Origin of the sequence: Hydrogenophaga palleronii NBRC 102513 (assembly GCF_001571225.1) — a bacterium.
Lineage (GTDB): Bacteria > Pseudomonadota > Gammaproteobacteria > Burkholderiales > Burkholderiaceae_C > Hydrogenophaga > Hydrogenophaga palleronii.
In genome coordinates this window covers 23,612-38,942 of sequence record NZ_BCTJ01000014.1, presented here as the reverse complement: position 1 = coordinate 38,942, position 15,331 = coordinate 23,612, and the positions used below count along the sequence as shown (strand labels likewise).

Annotated in this window: 13 protein-coding genes; 5 read left to right on the top strand and 8 right to left on the bottom strand. The window is 68.3% G+C overall.

Annotated features, from left to right (window positions below; genetic code table 11):
* Positions 1-29 precede the first annotated feature (29 nt).
* The 3 genes from HPA01S_RS11710 to HPA01S_RS11700 all read left to right on the top strand — a co-directional run bounded on the left by HPA01S_RS11710 (position 30) and on the right by HPA01S_RS11700 (position 3,384).
* The gene (locus HPA01S_RS11710) at positions 30-1,193 is read left to right on the top strand and encodes a Gfo/Idh/MocA family protein (protein ID WP_066270115.1); all 1,164 of its coding nucleotides are present in this window, start codon (positions 30-32) and stop codon (positions 1,191-1,193) included.
* A 120-nt stretch (positions 1,194-1,313) separates the two neighbouring features.
* Positions 1,314-2,498 (top strand): dihydrodipicolinate synthase family protein, encoded by a 1,185-nt coding sequence (locus tag HPA01S_RS11705; protein ID WP_066270114.1) that lies wholly within the window; start codon positions 1,314-1,316, stop codon positions 2,496-2,498.
* A gap of 7 nt (positions 2,499-2,505) precedes the next feature.
* Positions 2,506-3,384, top strand: a complete 879-nt coding sequence (locus HPA01S_RS11700) for a sugar phosphate isomerase/epimerase family protein (RefSeq protein WP_066270113.1) — start codon at positions 2,506-2,508, stop codon at positions 3,382-3,384.
* 27 nt (positions 3,385-3,411) lie between these two features.
* On the opposite strand, the gene HPA01S_RS11695 is transcribed toward HPA01S_RS11700, so the two are convergent.
* The 5 genes from HPA01S_RS11695 to HPA01S_RS11675 all read right to left on the bottom strand — a co-directional run bounded on the left by HPA01S_RS11695 (position 3,412) and on the right by HPA01S_RS11675 (position 9,206).
* Positions 3,412-3,696 (bottom strand): hypothetical protein, encoded by a 285-nt coding sequence (locus HPA01S_RS11695; RefSeq protein ID WP_066270111.1) that lies wholly within the window; start codon positions 3,694-3,696, stop codon positions 3,412-3,414.
* Between the two features lie 116 nt (positions 3,697-3,812).
* Complete coding sequence (locus HPA01S_RS11690) at positions 3,813-4,220, bottom strand: GFA family protein (protein WP_066270109.1); 408 nt, start codon at positions 4,218-4,220, stop codon at positions 3,813-3,815.
* On the bottom strand, positions 4,217-5,260 hold the full coding sequence (locus HPA01S_RS11685; RefSeq protein WP_169801526.1) for a diiron oxygenase: 1,044 nt from the start codon (positions 5,258-5,260) through the stop codon (positions 4,217-4,219). Before HPA01S_RS11685 ends, HPA01S_RS11690 begins: the two co-directional genes overlap by 4 nt.
* Entirely contained in the window at positions 5,241-7,790 is a 2,550-nt protein-coding gene (locus tag HPA01S_RS11680; protein WP_084360642.1) for a DUF1631 family protein, read from the bottom strand. The genes HPA01S_RS11685 and HPA01S_RS11680 overlap by 20 nt, the downstream gene beginning before the upstream one ends.
* Positions 7,791-7,952: 162 nt before the next feature.
* Complete coding sequence (locus tag HPA01S_RS11675; RefSeq protein ID WP_066270105.1) at positions 7,953-9,206, bottom strand: MFS transporter; 1,254 nt, start codon at positions 9,204-9,206, stop codon at positions 7,953-7,955.
* 111 nt (positions 9,207-9,317) lie between these two features.
* On the opposite strand from HPA01S_RS11675, the gene HPA01S_RS11670 reads away from it, so the two are divergent.
* Both HPA01S_RS11670 and HPA01S_RS11665 read left to right on the top strand, forming a co-directional pair.
* A complete protein-coding gene (locus HPA01S_RS11670) occupies positions 9,318-10,181 on the top strand; it encodes an AraC family transcriptional regulator (RefSeq protein WP_084360641.1) in 864 nt (287 codons plus the stop codon).
* 130 nt (positions 10,182-10,311) lie between these two features.
* Positions 10,312-10,563 carry a hypothetical protein gene (locus HPA01S_RS11665; protein WP_066270104.1) on the top strand — a complete coding sequence of 84 codons (252 nt, stop codon included), beginning with the start codon at positions 10,312-10,314 and terminating at the stop codon, positions 10,561-10,563.
* 3 nt (positions 10,564-10,566) lie between these two features.
* Here HPA01S_RS11665 and HPA01S_RS11660 read toward each other — a convergent pair whose 3' ends face one another.
* The 3 genes from HPA01S_RS11660 to clpB form a co-directional block, all read right to left on the bottom strand.
* Entirely contained in the window at positions 10,567-11,073 is a 507-nt protein-coding gene (locus tag HPA01S_RS11660) for a PaaI family thioesterase (RefSeq protein WP_066270103.1), read from the bottom strand.
* Between the two features lie 60 nt (positions 11,074-11,133).
* A complete protein-coding gene (locus HPA01S_RS11655) occupies positions 11,134-12,555 on the bottom strand; it encodes a coniferyl aldehyde dehydrogenase (RefSeq protein WP_066270102.1) in 1,422 nt (473 codons plus the stop codon).
* 98 nt (positions 12,556-12,653) lie between these two features.
* Positions 12,654-15,272 carry an ATP-dependent chaperone ClpB gene (gene clpB / locus HPA01S_RS11650; protein ID WP_066270100.1) on the bottom strand — a complete coding sequence of 873 codons (2,619 nt, stop codon included), beginning with the start codon at positions 15,270-15,272 and terminating at the stop codon, positions 12,654-12,656.
* Between the last annotated feature and the right edge of the window lie 59 nt (positions 15,273-15,331).

Genomic DNA, 15,331 nt, shown 5'->3' with positions numbered 1-15,331 from the left:
TTCACAGAGAGAAGAGAAGGAACTCAACGATGGCCGTTCAACAACTCGGGATCATCATGCACGGCGTCACCGGACGCATGGGCATGAACCAGCACCTGATCCGCTCCATCTGCGCCATCCGCGCGCAAGGCGGTGTGACGCTGTCCAACGGCGACAAGGTCATGCCCGACCCGATCCTCATCGGCCGCAACGCCGAGAAGATGGAAGCGCTGGCGAAGGCGCACAACATCGCACGCTGGGGCACCGACCTCGACGCCGCACTGGCCAACAAGAGCGACACCGTCTTCTTCGACGCCGGCACCACGCAGATGCGCCCCGCCCTGCTGGCCAAGGCCATCCGCGCCGGCAAACACGTGTACTGCGAGAAGCCCATTGCCACCAACCTCAACGAAGCGGTGGAGATCGCGCGCCTGGCAGAACAGTCGGGCCTGAAGCACGGCGCGGTGCAGGACAAGCTCTTCCTGCCCGGGCTGCGCAAGCTCGACATGCTGCGCCGCGCCGGCTTCTTCGGCCGCATGCTCAGCGTGCGCCTGGAGTTCGGCTACTGGGTGTTCGAAGGCGACCTGCAACCCATCCAGCGCCCGAGCTGGAACTACCGCAAGGAAGACGGCGGCGGCATGATCCTGGACATGATGTGCCACTGGCGCTACGTGCTGGACAACCTGTTCGGCGAGGTGAAGTCGGTGTCCTGCATCGGCACCACGCACATCCCCACGCGCTGGGACGAAGCCGGCAAGCCCTACGAGTGCACGGCGGACGATGCCGCCTACGCCACCGCCGAACTCACCGGCCACAACGGTGAAAACGTGATTGCGCAGCTCAACATGAGCTGGGCCACGCGCGTGAACCGCGACGACCTCGTCACCTTCCACGTCGACGGCACGCACGGCTCCGCCGTCGCCACGCTCACCGGCTGCAAGGCGCAGAGCCGCGTGAACACGCCGCGCCCGGTGTGGAACCCGGACGTGAAGAACACCATGAACTTCGGTGAGCAGTGGCAGGACGTGCCGGACACGCAGGTTTACGACAACGGCTTCAAGATCCAGTGGGAACACTTCATCCGCCACGTGGTGGAGAACGAGCCCTACAAGTGGACGCTGCCCGAAGGCGCCAAGGGTGTGCAACTGGTGGAAGCCGCGCTGGAGAGCTGGGAACAGCGGCGCTGGGTTGATGTGCCAGCACTCACGGTGTAACACCCTCGCCGCGCTTCGCGCGACCCCCTCAAGGGGCGACACCTGCGGCCCGGCAAAGCCGGTTCCGCGGTGTCTCTTGATTCACTCCCTCTCGCGCGCCGCGCTCAGGAGCAACCCCACATGACCTTGTCTCTCAAACTGCCCAATGCCTCGGGTGCGATCGAGGCCTACACCCTGCGCGGCACCACCCCGGTGAAGCCCGCCGCCGGCGTGAAGTTCAACCGCATCGCCTACTCTGCCGCCCACGTGGTGGCCGACCCGCTGGCCGCCATCGACCCCTGGCTGCAATGCGCGGTGGACTGGGACGCCACCATCGCCTACCGCCAGCGCCTGTGGTCGCTCGGCCTGGGTGTGGCCGAGGCCATGGACACCGCGCAGCGTGGCATGGGCCTGGACTGGCCGACCTCGCTGGAGCTGATCCGCCGGTCGCTCGACGCCGCCAAGGACGTGCCCGGCGCCTTGATCGCCTCGGGCTGCGGCACAGACCACCTGGTGCTGGAGAACGTGAAGACGGTCGATGAAGTCATTGCCGGCTACGAAGAGCAGATGGCCGCCATCGAAAAACTCGGCGGCAAGCTGATCGTGATGGCCAGCCGCGCGCTGGCCCGCGTGGCCAAGAGCCCGGCCGACTACGAACGCGTGTACGACCGCATCCTGAGCCAGGCGAAACAGCCCGTGGTGCTGCACTGGCTGGGCGACATGTTCGACCCCGCGCTCAAGGGCTACTGGGGCAACGACGACGCCGACAAGGCCATGGACACCGCGCTGGCGGTGATCGCGGCGCACCCCGACAAAGTGGACGGCATCAAGATCTCCCTGCTCGACAAGGACAAGGAAATCGCCATGCGCCGGCGCCTGCCGGCCGGCGTGCGCATGTACACCGGCGACGATTTCAACTACGCCGAACTCATCGCCGGCGACGGCCACGGCGCGGAGATCACGCACGGCCAGAGCGATGCGCTGCTGGGCATCTTCGACGCCATCGCACCGGCGGCGGCGGCCGCGCTGGGCGAACTCGCGCAAGGCAAGGTGCAGGCGTTCCACGACATCCTCGGCCCCACCGTGCCGCTGTCGCGCCACATCTTCGCCGCGCCCACGCGCTTCTACAAAACCGGCGTGGTCTTCATGGCCTGGCTCAACGGCCACCAGCGCCACTTCAGCATGGTGGGTGGCCAGCAGAGCACACGCTCGCTGCTGCACTTTGCCGAGCTGTTCCGCCTGGCCGATGCGGCCAACCTGCTGGAACAACCCGAGCTGGCCGTGCACCGCATGAAGACCCTGGCCGCCCTGCACGGCGTGGAGTGAACAGGACATGCGCGACTTCTCCCAAGACCACGCATGGCTGTCCATCAACACCGCCACGGTGCGCAAGAGCCGGGGGCAGGATCTGCCACTCACCGACATCCTCGACGCCTGCGCGCGCCACGGCATCCGCGCCATCTCACCCTGGCGCGACCAGGTGGCCGCCGTCGGCCTCAAGACCGTCTCGGCGCAGGTGAAGGCGCTGGATCTGAAGCTCTCGGGTTATTGCCGCGGTGGCATGTTCCCGGCGGTGGATGCGGCCGGCCTGCGGGCCGCGCGCGACGACAACCGGCGCGCGGTGGACGAAGCCTGTGAACTCGGCGCACCCTGCCTGGTGCTGGTGGTGGGCGCCCTGCCCGGCGCGCTCGCCGGCCAGGCCGCACACAAGGACATCGCCGGCGCTCGGCAGCAGGTGCACGACGGCATTGCCGAACTGCTGACCTACGCCCAGGCCGCCGACATGCCGCTGGCCATCGAACCCCTGCACCCAATGTACGCCGCCGACCGCGCCTGCATCAACACCCTGGAGCAGGCGCTGGACGTGTGCGATGCACTCGACCCCGGCCAGAGCGGTGCGCTCGGCGTGGCGGTGGACGTGTACCACGTGTGGTGGGACCCGAAGCAGCAGGCGCAGATTCAGCGCGCGGGCAAGAACCGCCTGCTGGCTTTCCACGTCTGCGACTGGCTCACGCCCACCACCGACTTGCTGAACGACCGCGGGATGATGGGCGACGGCGTGATCGACATCCCGCGCATCCGCGGCTGGGTGGAAGCGCAAGGCTTCAATGGCTTCAGTGAGGTGGAGATTTTTTCCACCGGCCATTGGTGGCAGCAGGACCACGACACGGTGTTGAAGACCTGCATCGACCGGCACCGCAGCGCGGTGTGATGCAACCCCGGTGCGCCGCGCCGGATTTCAGCGCGCCGTCACCAGTTCGTTGGCGGCGTTGTTGCTCACCGTGAACACCGCACTGCCCTGCGGGCGGTTGCGTTGCGCTTGCTCGTCGGCCAGCACCAGCGAGCCGGTGGTGCGTTGCTGGATGCGGCGTTGCTCGCCGCGTTCGGTGAACTCGTTCACCACACTCACGAACCACGCCAGCACCAGACAGGACAGACCAAACAACACCCAGATCAGGGCGCTGGACAGCAACTCGTCGCGCTTGCTTTCTACCCTGCGGGTGGCGTGTGCGGTGCGTTTCATGGTGGGCTCTTGGCGGTGTGTTGTGTTGCAGTGATGTTCCCTGCGATCACCACCCCACCGTGTCGGCGCGCGGCGGCGATCGCTGTAGGAAGCCGCCGACACACGCAGCGAAGACGTCAGGATTGCCCAGGTGCCTCGTCGGCCTGGGCCGCGTGCCACGGCGCGCGCGTGTCCGTGTGCACGTGCCGCTGCTTGCGCGGCACCAGGGGCGTGTCCAGCGTGCCCAAGGGAATCGACACCCAGTCGGTGTAGGCGCCCTCGCTCTGCTGCCACGCCATGGCAGAGCCGCACACCGAACAGAAGCTGCGCGTGACATGGGCGGAAGACCGGTAGTGCCGCAGCAAGTCCACGCCCTGGGTGAACACATGGTTTGGCCGGCGCACGCTGCCATAGCTGCCGAAAGCCGCCGCATGGGCTTTGCGGCACTGGCTGCAATGGCAATGGGTCACCGCCTGGATGTCGGCGGTGAGTTCATACCGCACCCCACCACAGAGGCAACTGCCGCGGTGCAACACGGCCGTCATGGCGCCCTGGCGGCACGCCCGCCGCGCGCGCTGTCGCGCTCCAGCAGGCCGTGCTGCACAAACACCGTGCGCAACGCAGCCTGCTTGAACACACCGCTGCGCTCCAGCACCTGCAAGGTATTGCCGCAGCGGCTTCGCATGTGGGCGGTGCGGCGGGTCTCGCTGCCCTCCTGCGCCAGCACGCGCTCAATGGCCGCGCTGTCCAGGCCGATCTGCGCCAGCAGGTGCCGGTGGAAGGCCTCGTCCCAGGTGTGGAAGGCCTGGATGATGGTGGGCAGCAGGGCGCCAAAGAAAGCCTTGTCGGCGGCACCAAGCTGCGGCCAGACCAGGCCGAACAGCTGTGCAAAGTACCGGGCGTGCTGCCACTCGTCTTCCAGGTGGGCCTGCAACAGGGCCAGCAGGCCAGTGTGTGCCGTGGCGCGCATGGTGTCGACGATGGCCTTGGTGATCATGGTCTCGCCCACGAAGCCAACCATGAACCACGCCAGGTCGCGCCGCGGCGCGGGCACGCCGGCCACCAGGGCTTCGAGCGCGGCGATCTTGGGGTTGGGCGCGTCGTGCACCGGCAAGGCAAAACGGTCGCGGATGGCGCGGCTGGCCTGGGCAGTGAAGTAGGCGTGGTAACCCTCGTCGGTGTAGAGCTTCAAGGCGTCGATGGCCAGGCGCTCCGGCAGGTAGGCACGCAAGCGGTTCTCCGCAATCACCTGCGCCGCCACGTTGACGATGCGGTGCTCGGTCAAGGTCATGTCATCGAGGAAGTGCGCCAGCCGCGCCGCGGACACCGCGTTGCGCTGCGGCATGTCGAGGTGGCGCAAGGCGGGGTGCGACATGAATTCGTCGGCGTGACCGAAGACGAACCACTGCACGCCGCTGAACTCACCCGCGTTGCCGGACAGGTCGAAGTCGGTCAGCGAAGGTTTGACGCGCACCGAGGCGCTGGAGATCCAGTCTTTCAGGGCCGATTCGGGCGGCCGTGGCGTGGCGGCCAACCGCTCCGCGGCGCCACGCGCGGCCACCGCTTCAGGCCGCTTGCGACTCACGCAGCAGCCGCGGCTGTCTTGCCGCGCGCGCCTGTGGCGCATCGGCCACCATGGCCTGCAGGGCTTTCTGCACCACGCCCTGAGCATTCACCGGACGCAGCAGGCGGCTGGCGATCAGGCGTTCGCAGCTGCGTTTGGTCATGGAGTGCGGCCGGCCACCGCGGCTCACGAACATGAACAGGGTGCCCTTGTTGCTGGCCCAGATCAGCTGGGCGCGCAGCCATTCGCGGTGCGAGTAGAGGTCAACCCAGTCGCCTTCGTTCAGGCTGGCCAGCAGGGCCACCGCGTTGATGTCTTCGGCCTGCGAAGTGGCCGGTTCTTCGTGCGCGGCATCGGCGGGCGAGCCTTCGTGCGCCACGTGTTCCGGCGACGGCAGGTCGATCAACTCGCCGTGTTCGGACGGCATGGTGTCCTCGAAACCCGCGGCCTCCAGTTCGCGCTGGCCCAGCCAGGGCTGTGCGGCCTGGCGCGGCGTGCGCTGCTCGGCGGTGGCGGGCAGGGATTCGTCGAGGTCCATGGACAGGGACGAGCCCTCCAGCGGCACCGGGTCGCTGTGCTCCAGCGGTGCCAGGCCCGACGACAGGCTGGCGTCGGCACGGATGCGCGCCCGGCGCAGACCCAGCACCGGCTGGTGCAGGCGCATCAGGGCGTCGAAGAAAGGTTTGCTTTCCTCCGGCGTCTGGCCCAGCATCTCCAGCCCGGCGTGCAGCGTGGCCAGCATGCCCGGCACCATGGCAAACAGTTCTTTCGGCCGTTTGAGCGTGACTTCCTTCTTCACGCTCCACAGCAGGTTGGAGACCAGCTTGCGATAGCCCCCGGGGTCGGTGTCCGTGGTGTCGGTGCGGCCGAGTTCGGCCGAGGCGATCACCAGTGCCCAGGGGCCGTAAAGGAAGTCGACGATGACGGCCGGCGCACCCTCGATGTCGGGGCGCTGGCTCAGGTCCCAGGCCACCTGGTCGGCCAGCGCCTGGCGCTCTTCGGCATGGCGGATCGACTGCAGGGTGCTGCCTTGCAAGGCCCGCTCTTGCTGGTCCTGCGTGTCCCAGCTGGCGCGCAGTTCGGTCAGGGCGTCGGCGAAAGGCTGCGGCTCGCGCGTGGCGCTGGCGTTGAGCTCGTTGAACGCCGCCTGCACCGGCTGGAAGAAGGTCTGGAACTCGTCGGCGAACTCGTCGTTGAACTTGAAGCTGCGCTGCGCCACGCCTTCAACCAGGCGGCGCGCGGGGTGTTCGTCTTCGTTGAAGAAACGCGGGTTGGCCATCGCCAGGCGCAGCAGCGCCGGCTCCAGCGCCACCACCGCTTCGCGCACCGGGCCGAGCAGCAGCGGGTCGCTCGCCACCTGGCTGACCAGGGTTCGCACCAGGTCCAGGCCCACGGCCTGGCCCACGCGCTGCGCCTTCTGCTTCAGGTGCATCAGCACGCGCGAACGTTCGTGCGCGGCGGCGTAGGTGCCCCAGGCCTTGTGGCTGAGCTGGCTGGAGATGCCGACCTGGCGCGCCGGCCGGTCCACCACGGGCAGGTCGCGGTACTGCGTCTGCTGCTCCAGGATCATGGACTCGTCGAGCACCGGGATGGCCGCAAAGGCCTCGATGGCGGCGAGCTCCTCGCTCACCTGCTCGTAGTAGTCCGGCGTCAGGTGGCGGTCAAAGTGCTGGCCGCCCTTGTTCAGGAATTCGTGGAACACCTGGTGGTCCACGCCGGGCTGCATGCGGCCGAGCGACTGCATGGGCGGCAACTGGTCGGCGCGGGCCCAGGCCGGCGTGTCCTGGCTGCTGCCGCCGCCATGGCCACTGTGGCCGCTTTCGGCCCACTGGCTGCTTGATGACACGCCCAGGCCGGCGGCGCGCGAAGACTGCGCACCCAGGCTGGCCGAACGCGAGGCCGCCCCGGCGTCGTCCACCAGGCGCACGCGGTAGCCGGCTTCCTGCACGTTGGCGCGCTGCAGGATGAGCGCCACGCGTTCGTAGAGCTTCTGCAGTTCGCGGCCCAGCGGCTGGCCCATGTGGCGCAGCCAGAGCGCACGCACCTCGGGCTCGGCTTCGGCGGTGGCCATCAGGGCGCGCAGGGCGCGCACGAACACCGAAGGCCGCAGGGGGTTGCGTTCGGCCTGCACGGTTTGCAGGCCGACCACCGAGCTGATCAGCGCATCCAGCAGGGTGAGCTGCTGCTCCAGCACCGGCAGCAGGCTGTGCACCAGCCGGGCCGATTCCAGCGATTCGTTGACGGCATCGTCGTCCACCAGGGACAGCAGCGAAGGCTCCGACAACAAGGCCGGGCGCGAGGAGTTGACTTCGGGCGAGGCCAGCAGCGCGTCGCTCAGGTGGTGAGAGAAGTCCTTGCCCCATTGAATCTTGTGCTGCAGCAGACCCCACCAGGCCAGCGCCAGCCGGTCGCGCTGCGCCACTTCCTTCGACGCCTTCTCGGCCGCCTGCAGGCTGGCGATGGCCGCATCGACGCTGCGCGTCAGCAGTTCTGACGCGCTGGAGAGTGCTTCCTGGAAACACTGTTGCAGCAAACGAGAGGGCACCGTCATGAAAACACGGCCGTGATCAAGCGGCGATTCGAGGGGTGGTTCAAGCCGCTTTTATAACCGCAGTGCACGCCACGCTGGAGACCCCCGGGAAATAAACGGCAGCCGGGCCGAACATGGCACTGGGCGGCGCCGTGTTCAGCCCCCGCGGGCAGACGAAAGACCTCAGGCCACGCTGCCCGCCGCCGGCATCGCCGTGCGGCGCACCCGGCGCACGTTGAAGGCGCTGGCGATCAGCACGCCCTGCACCACCGCCAGGCCGATCAGCACGCCCTGGAAGTGGCCCTGATCCATCAGCAGGCCGAAGATCAGCGGCGAGATCGCCTGCCCGATGTCCAGCCCGGAATACACCACGCCATAGACCCGCCCGGTGGCGTTCTCGGGGGTGGATTTCTTCACCAGCAGATCGCGCGAGGGCCCGGCGATGCCGGCCGAAAAACCCATGGCGCCGAACAGCACCGGCACCGCAACCGCCGGCAGTTGCGCGAAGGCCAGCAGTAAGGCGATGCCGGCGGCCAGGCCGAAGCCGATGCCGACGATGCGCTCGCAGCGCGCCGGATCGGACGCCAGGAAACCACCCAGCACCATGCCGCCGGCCGCGCAGACCATGTAGATGGTCAGGCACACCGCCACCAGGGTCAGCGGCACGCCGTGCAGCTGGCGCGCGGCCTCGGGTGCGAAGGCCTGCACGACGCTCAGCGACATGGCGTAGAAAAAGAAGAAGCCGAAGCACATCCACACCGCCGGGATGCGCAGGAAAGCCAGCGGGTCTTCTCCGTTCGCGTGCACCGCGCCCGCCGCCGGCTTGGGCACGGCCGGCAGGCTCAGGCGTTCGCGGTTGAACCACAACACGGCCAGCACGGCAAAGGCCAGCACGCCGGCACTGGCCAGCGCCGCGCGCCACGAGAAGGCCAGCGCGATGGGCACCATCATGGCCGGCGCGAGCGCCCAGCCCAGGCTGCCGGTGATGCCGTGCACGCTGTAGGCATGGCCCAGGCGCGGCGCGCTCACCTTGCGGTTGAGCAGGGTGTAGTCCACCGGGTGGAACACGCCGTTGCCGATGCCGGCGACGATGGCGAAGAAGGCCATCATCCAGTAGCCGGTGCTGGCGGCGAAACCGAAGGCGGCCAAGCCCAGCAGCCCCAGGCCGGCAAACAGCACCGGGCGCGGGCCCAGGCGGTCGACCACGAAACCCGAGGCGGTCTGCACCGCGCAGGAGGTGACGAAGAAGATCGTCATCAGGAAACCGAGTTCGGCATAACTCGCGTTCAAGGCGTCCTTGAGCCAGGGGAACAGCGGCGCGAGCAGCAACTGGCTGAAGTGGCTGATCATGTGGGCCAGGCCGACCAGGCCGATCAGGCTGGCGTCCTGCCGCAGGGGCACGGCGGGCAAGGGATGGGTGGAGCTTGAAGAAGACATGTTGCGATCGTAGACTCAAGCCGACCTGCGGGATCGCGACGATCTGTCAGTATTTTTAGAAAACCCGCCAACCCATCCGAACAACCCCAACAGCGCAGCCAACAGATCCCCATGAGCAGCCCCACCCGCAGCCGGCTCGCCCACCGCCCCGCCCCGCGCAAGCGCTTCGAGCCCATGGGCGACACCGACGCCTTCACGCCCGACGCGGCGCGCCCGGTGCGCGTGCGGGCCCGCGCGCTCAAGGCCGACACGCACTTCGACCCGCACCGCCACGCCTGGGGCCAGCTGGCTTACTGCACCACCGGCATCGTGCAGGCCATGGCTTCGCCCGACGACCCGACCCTGCAGGCCGTCACCTACATCGTGCCGCCCTCGCGTGCGGTCTGGATTCCACCCGGCATGCACCACGCCGTCACCGTGCTCGAAGCCGCCGAGCTGCGCACGCTCTACGTCTACGCCGGTGCTGCGCCACCGGGCTGGGATGCCTGCCGCATGATCGTGGTCTCGCCGCTGCTGCGCGAGCTGATCCAGGCCATGGACGCGGACACGCGGCGCGCCGCCGAGCCGCAGCGCGACCAGTTGCTGATCCGCCTGGTGCTGGACGAACTCGCACACGCCGACACCCAGCCGCTGGGCGTGCCGCTGCCACGCGACAAGCGCCTGCGCGCGCTCTGCGAAGCGGTCCTCAACGCCCCGGGCGAGCGCGCCACCCTGGCCCAGTGGGCAGCCGACACCGGCGCGAGCGAACGCACCGTGGCGCGGCTGTTCCGCGAAGAACTCGGCACCACCTACCAGCAGTGGCGCCAGCAGGCGGTGCTGGCCCACGCCCTGCCCTTGCTGGCGCGCGGCGTGCCAATCGGCCAGGTGGCAGCGGCCACCGGTTACGCCAGCGACAGCGCCTTCAGCGCCATGTTCAAGGCCGCGATGGGCCACCCTCCCACACGCTGGAGCCAGCACGCCGATCAGGCTGCTTGAGCCCGCGGCGGGTGCGGCCCGCTTTTTGCTCCCTGAAATCCGGGCCGCCGCTGTCCTGTCACATCTGACAGGCAGTCTGCAGGGGCGGCAGACCACAATCCGTCGCAGAGAGCCACGGGGAGACCAATAGATGATCGCAATCCGGCGTTACGCCAAAACCTCGCGCGCGTGGGACGCGCTGGCCCGACCCGATGTGGTCGGTCGCCAGGCGCACACGCTGCTGCTGATGGCCAACGGCCGGCGCAGCGAAATGGAGCTGTCCCAGTTGCTCGGCACCGACGTTTCCGACCTGTTGCAGAACCTGCAACAGCAGGGTTATCTGCACTGCACCTCGTTGACCGTCACCACCGAGGCCGACGACGAGGCCGCCACCGGCGCCTGAGCGTCAGGCCTGCACCGCCAGCACTCCCAGAGGATCAAACGGCTGGCCGGGCTCGCCCATCGCCTGCCCCAGCTTGAAGACCCCGCTCACGCGCACGGCGGGCTCACCGTCGCAACTGATGAGGGCCTGGCCGAACACCATGTTGCGCGTGCTGCGCAGCACCTGCGCCTCACCCTGCACCCAGCAACCCAGCCGCGCGGCCCCCATGTAATCCATCTGCAAACTGATGGTGGGCAGGAAGCGCGGTTCCAGCCCGGGGTGGTACATGGCCGCGCAGGGAATCAGCATGTCGGCAAAGGTAGCGAGCATGCCGCCATGGCAGATGCCGAGCGGGTTGGTGTGCCGCGCCTCGACGCGAAAACCCAGCTGCACCCGGCCGTCCAGCAGACGGGCCGACAAGGGGCCGTTGTGCGCAATGAAGGGGCCACCCAGCCGCACCGGGCGAAAGCCCTCGGGCACGGCGGCCTGGGTGTCGGTACTGGGAATGGTCGGGTGTGGGGCGTGGGTCATGCCCCATGCTAGCCACGCACCCCGAAAAGGTGCGTCGGCCACGCGACAGGCTTCAGCCCCTCAGAGGAAACGCCTGAGCAGATCCATCACACGCTGGAAGCGCGGGCCATACGGTGGATAGAACAGCCGGCCCATGGCCCAGCGCGACTGCACCAGCACCGGCTTCTGCTGCGTGAAGCGCAGGAAACCGGTCTCGCCGTGGTACGAGCCCCAGCCGCTCTCGCCCACGCCGCCGAAGGGCAGACCTTCGTGCGCCACGTGCATCAGGGTGTCGTTCACCGTCACGCCGCCGCTCACCGTGTTGGCCAGCAGCTGATCGCGCGCGGCGTTGTCGCTGCCGAACCAGTACAGCGCCAGCGGGCGCGGGCGCAGGTTGATGAAGCGGATGGCCTCGTCCATGCCGTCGTAGGGCAGCACCGGCAGGATGGGGCCGAAGATTTCCTCGTTCATCAGGCGCAGGCCGGGCGCGGGGCTGAACACCAGCGTCGGGTTCATCTGGCGCGCGGCCGTGGTGCCGCCGCCGGCGGGTGCCACGTCCACCACGCGCGCGCCGGCCGCGTGTGCCTCGTCCAGCAGGGCTTGCAGCCTGGCCTGGTGGCGCTCGCTCACGATGGCGGCGTAGTCGGGGTTGCCGGCGATGGTGGGGAAGAGCTGCGCCACGGCGTCGCGGAAGGCCTGCTCGAAGGCCGCCTCCTGGCCGCGCGGCAGCAACACGTAGTCGGGGGCGATGCAGGTCTGGCCCGCGTTGAGCAGCTTGCCGTGCACGATCTTCACCGCCGCGTCGCGCAGATCGCACGAGGCATCGACCACGCAGGGTGACTTGCCGCCCAGCTCCAGCGTGGTGGGCGTGAGGTTGGCCGCCGCGGCCGCCGCCACCTGGCGTCCGACCTGGGTGGAGCCGGTGAAGAACAGGTGGTCGAAGGGCAGCGCGGAAAAGGCCTGCGCCACATCGGGGCCGCCCAGCACCACGGTGAACTCGTCGGGCGCGAACACCTGGGCCACCAGCGAGGCCATCAGGGCCGAGGTGTGGGGCGTGAGTTCGCTCGGCTTGAGCATCACGCGGTTGCCCGCGGCCAGCGCCGTGGCCGCCGGGCCGAAGGTGAGCTGCAGCGGGTAGTTCCAGGGGCCGATGATGCCGACCACGCCCAACGGCTGGCGCTGCAGGTGGGCGCTGGCGGGTTGCAGGTAGATCGGCGTGTGCACGCGCTGCGGCTTCATCCAGCGCGGCAGCTGCTTGTGGAGCTGCGCCATGCCGGCGCGCAGCACGAACAGGTCGGCCGCTTCGGTGAGCTGCGGCGAGCGCACGCCAAAGTCGGCCTGCACCGCGTCGGCCAGGGCCGCGCTGTGGGTGTCGAGCAGCGTGCGCAGACGCGCCAGCCGGTCGCGCCGCACCGCCAGCGGCACCTCGACTTGCGTGCGGCTGGCGTGGTGTTGCGCGTCAAACAGCGCGCGCAGGGGAAGGCTGGGGGGTATCTGCGTCATGCGGAGCATGATAGGCCGGCCCCGCCCTCAGGGGTAGGGCCGTGCCCCCAACCGCGGACGGACGGGGGCACGGCCTTCGACCGTCCCGGCGCTGTGCCTCAGGCCTCGGCGACTGCGTCGCCGAACTCGAACACGCCGGGGTTCTGCACCGGGTCCACATCGACCGGGATCGACGACTTCGGTGGGTAGCGCCCTTCCAGCAGGTACTTCGAGAGCGGGTTCTCGATGCGCTGCTGGATCGCGCGCTTGAGCGGGCGGGCGCCGAACACCGGGTCGAAGCCGACCTTGGCCAGCTCGGCCAGCGCGGCCGGCGAGACCTGCAGGTGCAGGTCCATCCTGGCCAGGCGCGCTTCGAGCACCTTGAGCTGGATCGCGGCGATGGACTCGATGTGCTGCGCGTCGAGCGCGTGGAACACCACCGTCTCGTCGATGCGGTTGAGGAACTCGGGCCGGAAGTGGTTCTTGAGTTCGTCCCACACGGCTTCCTTCACCTCTTCGTAAGGCGAGCCGACCATGGCCTGGATCATGTGCGAGCCGATGTTGCTGGTCATCACGATCACGGTGTTCTTAAAGTCCACGGTGCGGCCCTGGCCGTCGGTGAGGCGGCCGTCGTCGAGCACCTGCAGCAGCACGTTGAACACGTCCGGGTGCGCCTTCTCGACCTCGTCGAGCAGCACCACGCTGTAGGGCTTGCGGCGCACGGCTTCTGTGAGGTAACCGCCCTCCTCGTAACCCACGTAGCCGGGCGGCGCACCGATGAGGCGCGCGACCGAATGCTTCTCCATGAACTCGCTCATGTCGATGCGGATCAGGTGCTCTTCACTGTCGAACAGGAAGCCGGCCAGTGCCTTGCAGAGCTCGGTCTTGCCGACGCCGGTGGGGCCGAGGAACAGGAAGGAGCCGGTCGGGCGGTTCGGGTCGGAAAGGCCCGAGCGCGAGCGGCGGATGGCATTGGCCACGGCGCCGATGGCTTCGTCCTGGCCCACCACACGCTCGTGCAGCTTGCCCTCCATCAGCAGCAGCTTGTCGCGCTCGCCCTGCATCAGCTTGGACACCGGGATGCCGGTGGCGCGCGCCACCACTTCGGCGATCTCTTCGGCGCCGACTTGCGTGCGCAGCAGTTGCGGGCGGCCCGTGCCGTCCTTGTTCTGCGCCTTGCCCGACTCCACGGCCTGCGCGTCCTTGAGGCGCTTTTCCAGTTCGGGCAGCTTGCCGTACTGCAGCTCGGCAACCTTGTTGAAGTCACCCTTGTCGGTGAAGCTCTTGATCTGCGAACGGATGCGGTCCATCTCCTCCATCACGTCCTTGGAGCCGAGCGCGGCGGCCTTCTCGGCCTTCCAGATTTCGTCGTAGTCGGAAATCTCTTTTTCCAGCCGCGCGATTTCTTCAGCGATCAGGCCGAAACGCTTCTGCGACGCCTCGTCCGTTTCGCGGCGCACGGCTTCGCGCTCGATCTGCAGCTGGATCAGGCGGCGGTCGAGCCGGTCCATCACCTCGGGCTTGGAGTCGAGTTCGATCTTGATCTTGGAGGCCGCTTCGTCGATCAGGTCGATGGCCTTGTCGGGCAGGAAACGGTCGGTGATGTAGCGCTGGCTCAGCTCGGCCGCGGCCACGATGGCCGGGTCGGTGATCTGCACGCCGTGGTGCACCTCGTACTTTTCCTGCAGGCCGCGCAGGATGGCGATGGTGGCTTCCACACTCGGTTCACCCACCAGGATTTTCTGGAAACGGCGCTCCAGCGCGGCGTCCTTCTCGATGTACTTGCGGTATTCGTCCAGCGTGGTCGCGCCCACGCAGTGCAGTTCACCACGCGCCAGCGCCGGCTTGAGCATGTTGCCGGCGTCCATCGCGCCCTCGGCCTTGCCCGCACCCACCATGGTGTGCAGTTCGTCAATGAAGACGATGGTCTGGCCTTCGTCTTTCGCCAGTTCGTTCAGCACGGTCTTCAGGCGTTCCTCGAACTCGCCGCGGAACTTGGCGCCGGCCAGCAGCGCGGCCATGTCGAGGCTGAGCACGCGCTTGCCCTTGAGCGAGTCGGGCACTTCGCCGGCCACGATGCGTTGCGCCAGGCCTTCGACGATGGCGGTCTTGCCGACGCCGGGTTCACCGATCAGCACCGGGTTGTTTTTGGTGCGGCGTTGCAGCACCTGGATGGCGCGGCGGATCTCGTCGTCGCGGCCGATCACCGGGTCGAGCTTGCCCAGGCGGGCGCGTTCGGTGAGGTCAAGCGTGTATTTCTTGAGCGCCTCGCGCTGGCCTTCGGCCTCGGGGCTGTCCATCTTCTGGCCGCCGCGCACCGCGGTGATGGCGGCTTCCAGGCTCTTGCGGCTCAGGCCGTTCTCGTTGGCGGCACGCGCCAGCTCACCCTTGCTGTCGGCCACGGCGAGCAGGAACAGCTCGCTGGCGATGAACTGGTCGCCGCGTTTGATGGCTTCCTTTTCGGTCGCCTGCAGCAGCTTGCCCAGCTCGGGGCCGACCTGCACCTGCTCCTGGCCCTGCACTTCGGGCAGGCGCTGCACCGCGGCTTCGGCCGCCTTGGTGAGGCCGGGCACGTTGACACCGGCGCGCTGCAGCAGCGACTGCGGGCCGTCGGCCTGGCGCAGCAGGGCCAGCAGCAGGTGGGCGGGTTCGATGTAGGCGTTGTCCGCCCCCAGCGCCAGTGTCTGGGCTTCGCTCAGGGCTTCCTGGAACTTGGTGGTGAGTTTGTCGAGACGCATGTTGAAAGACTCTCCGTGAATTCAGAACTGCCCCGCAGATGGCGCCGATGTCGGGCTTT

Coding starts and splice junctions, on each gene's coding strand:
- HPA01S_RS11710 (WP_066270115.1), top strand. CDS start 30: ATGGCCGTTCAACAACTCGGGATCATCATGCACGGCGTCACCGGACGC.
- HPA01S_RS11705 (WP_066270114.1), top strand. CDS start 1,314: ATGACCTTGTCTCTCAAACTGCCCAATGCCTCGGGTGCGATCGAGGCC.
- HPA01S_RS11700 (WP_066270113.1), top strand. CDS start 2,506: ATGCGCGACTTCTCCCAAGACCACGCATGGCTGTCCATCAACACCGCC.
- HPA01S_RS11695 (WP_066270111.1), bottom strand. CDS start 3,696: ATGAAACGCACCGCACACGCCACCCGCAGGGTAGAAAGCAAGCGCGAC.
- HPA01S_RS11690 (WP_066270109.1), bottom strand. CDS start 4,220: ATGACGGCCGTGTTGCACCGCGGCAGTTGCCTCTGTGGTGGGGTGCGG.
- HPA01S_RS11680 (WP_084360642.1), bottom strand. CDS start 7,790: ATGACGGTGCCCTCTCGTTTGCTGCAACAGTGTTTCCAGGAAGCACTC.
- HPA01S_RS11675 (WP_066270105.1), bottom strand. CDS start 9,206: ATGTCTTCTTCAAGCTCCACCCATCCCTTGCCCGCCGTGCCCCTGCGG.
- HPA01S_RS11670 (WP_084360641.1), top strand. CDS start 9,318: ATGAGCAGCCCCACCCGCAGCCGGCTCGCCCACCGCCCCGCCCCGCGC.
- HPA01S_RS11665 (WP_066270104.1), top strand. CDS start 10,312: ATGATCGCAATCCGGCGTTACGCCAAAACCTCGCGCGCGTGGGACGCG.
- HPA01S_RS11660 (WP_066270103.1), bottom strand. CDS start 11,073: ATGACCCACGCCCCACACCCGACCATTCCCAGTACCGACACCCAGGCC.
- HPA01S_RS11655 (WP_066270102.1), bottom strand. CDS start 12,555: ATGACGCAGATACCCCCCAGCCTTCCCCTGCGCGCGCTGTTTGACGCG.
- clpB (WP_066270100.1), bottom strand. CDS start 15,272: ATGCGTCTCGACAAACTCACCACCAAGTTCCAGGAAGCCCTGAGCGAA.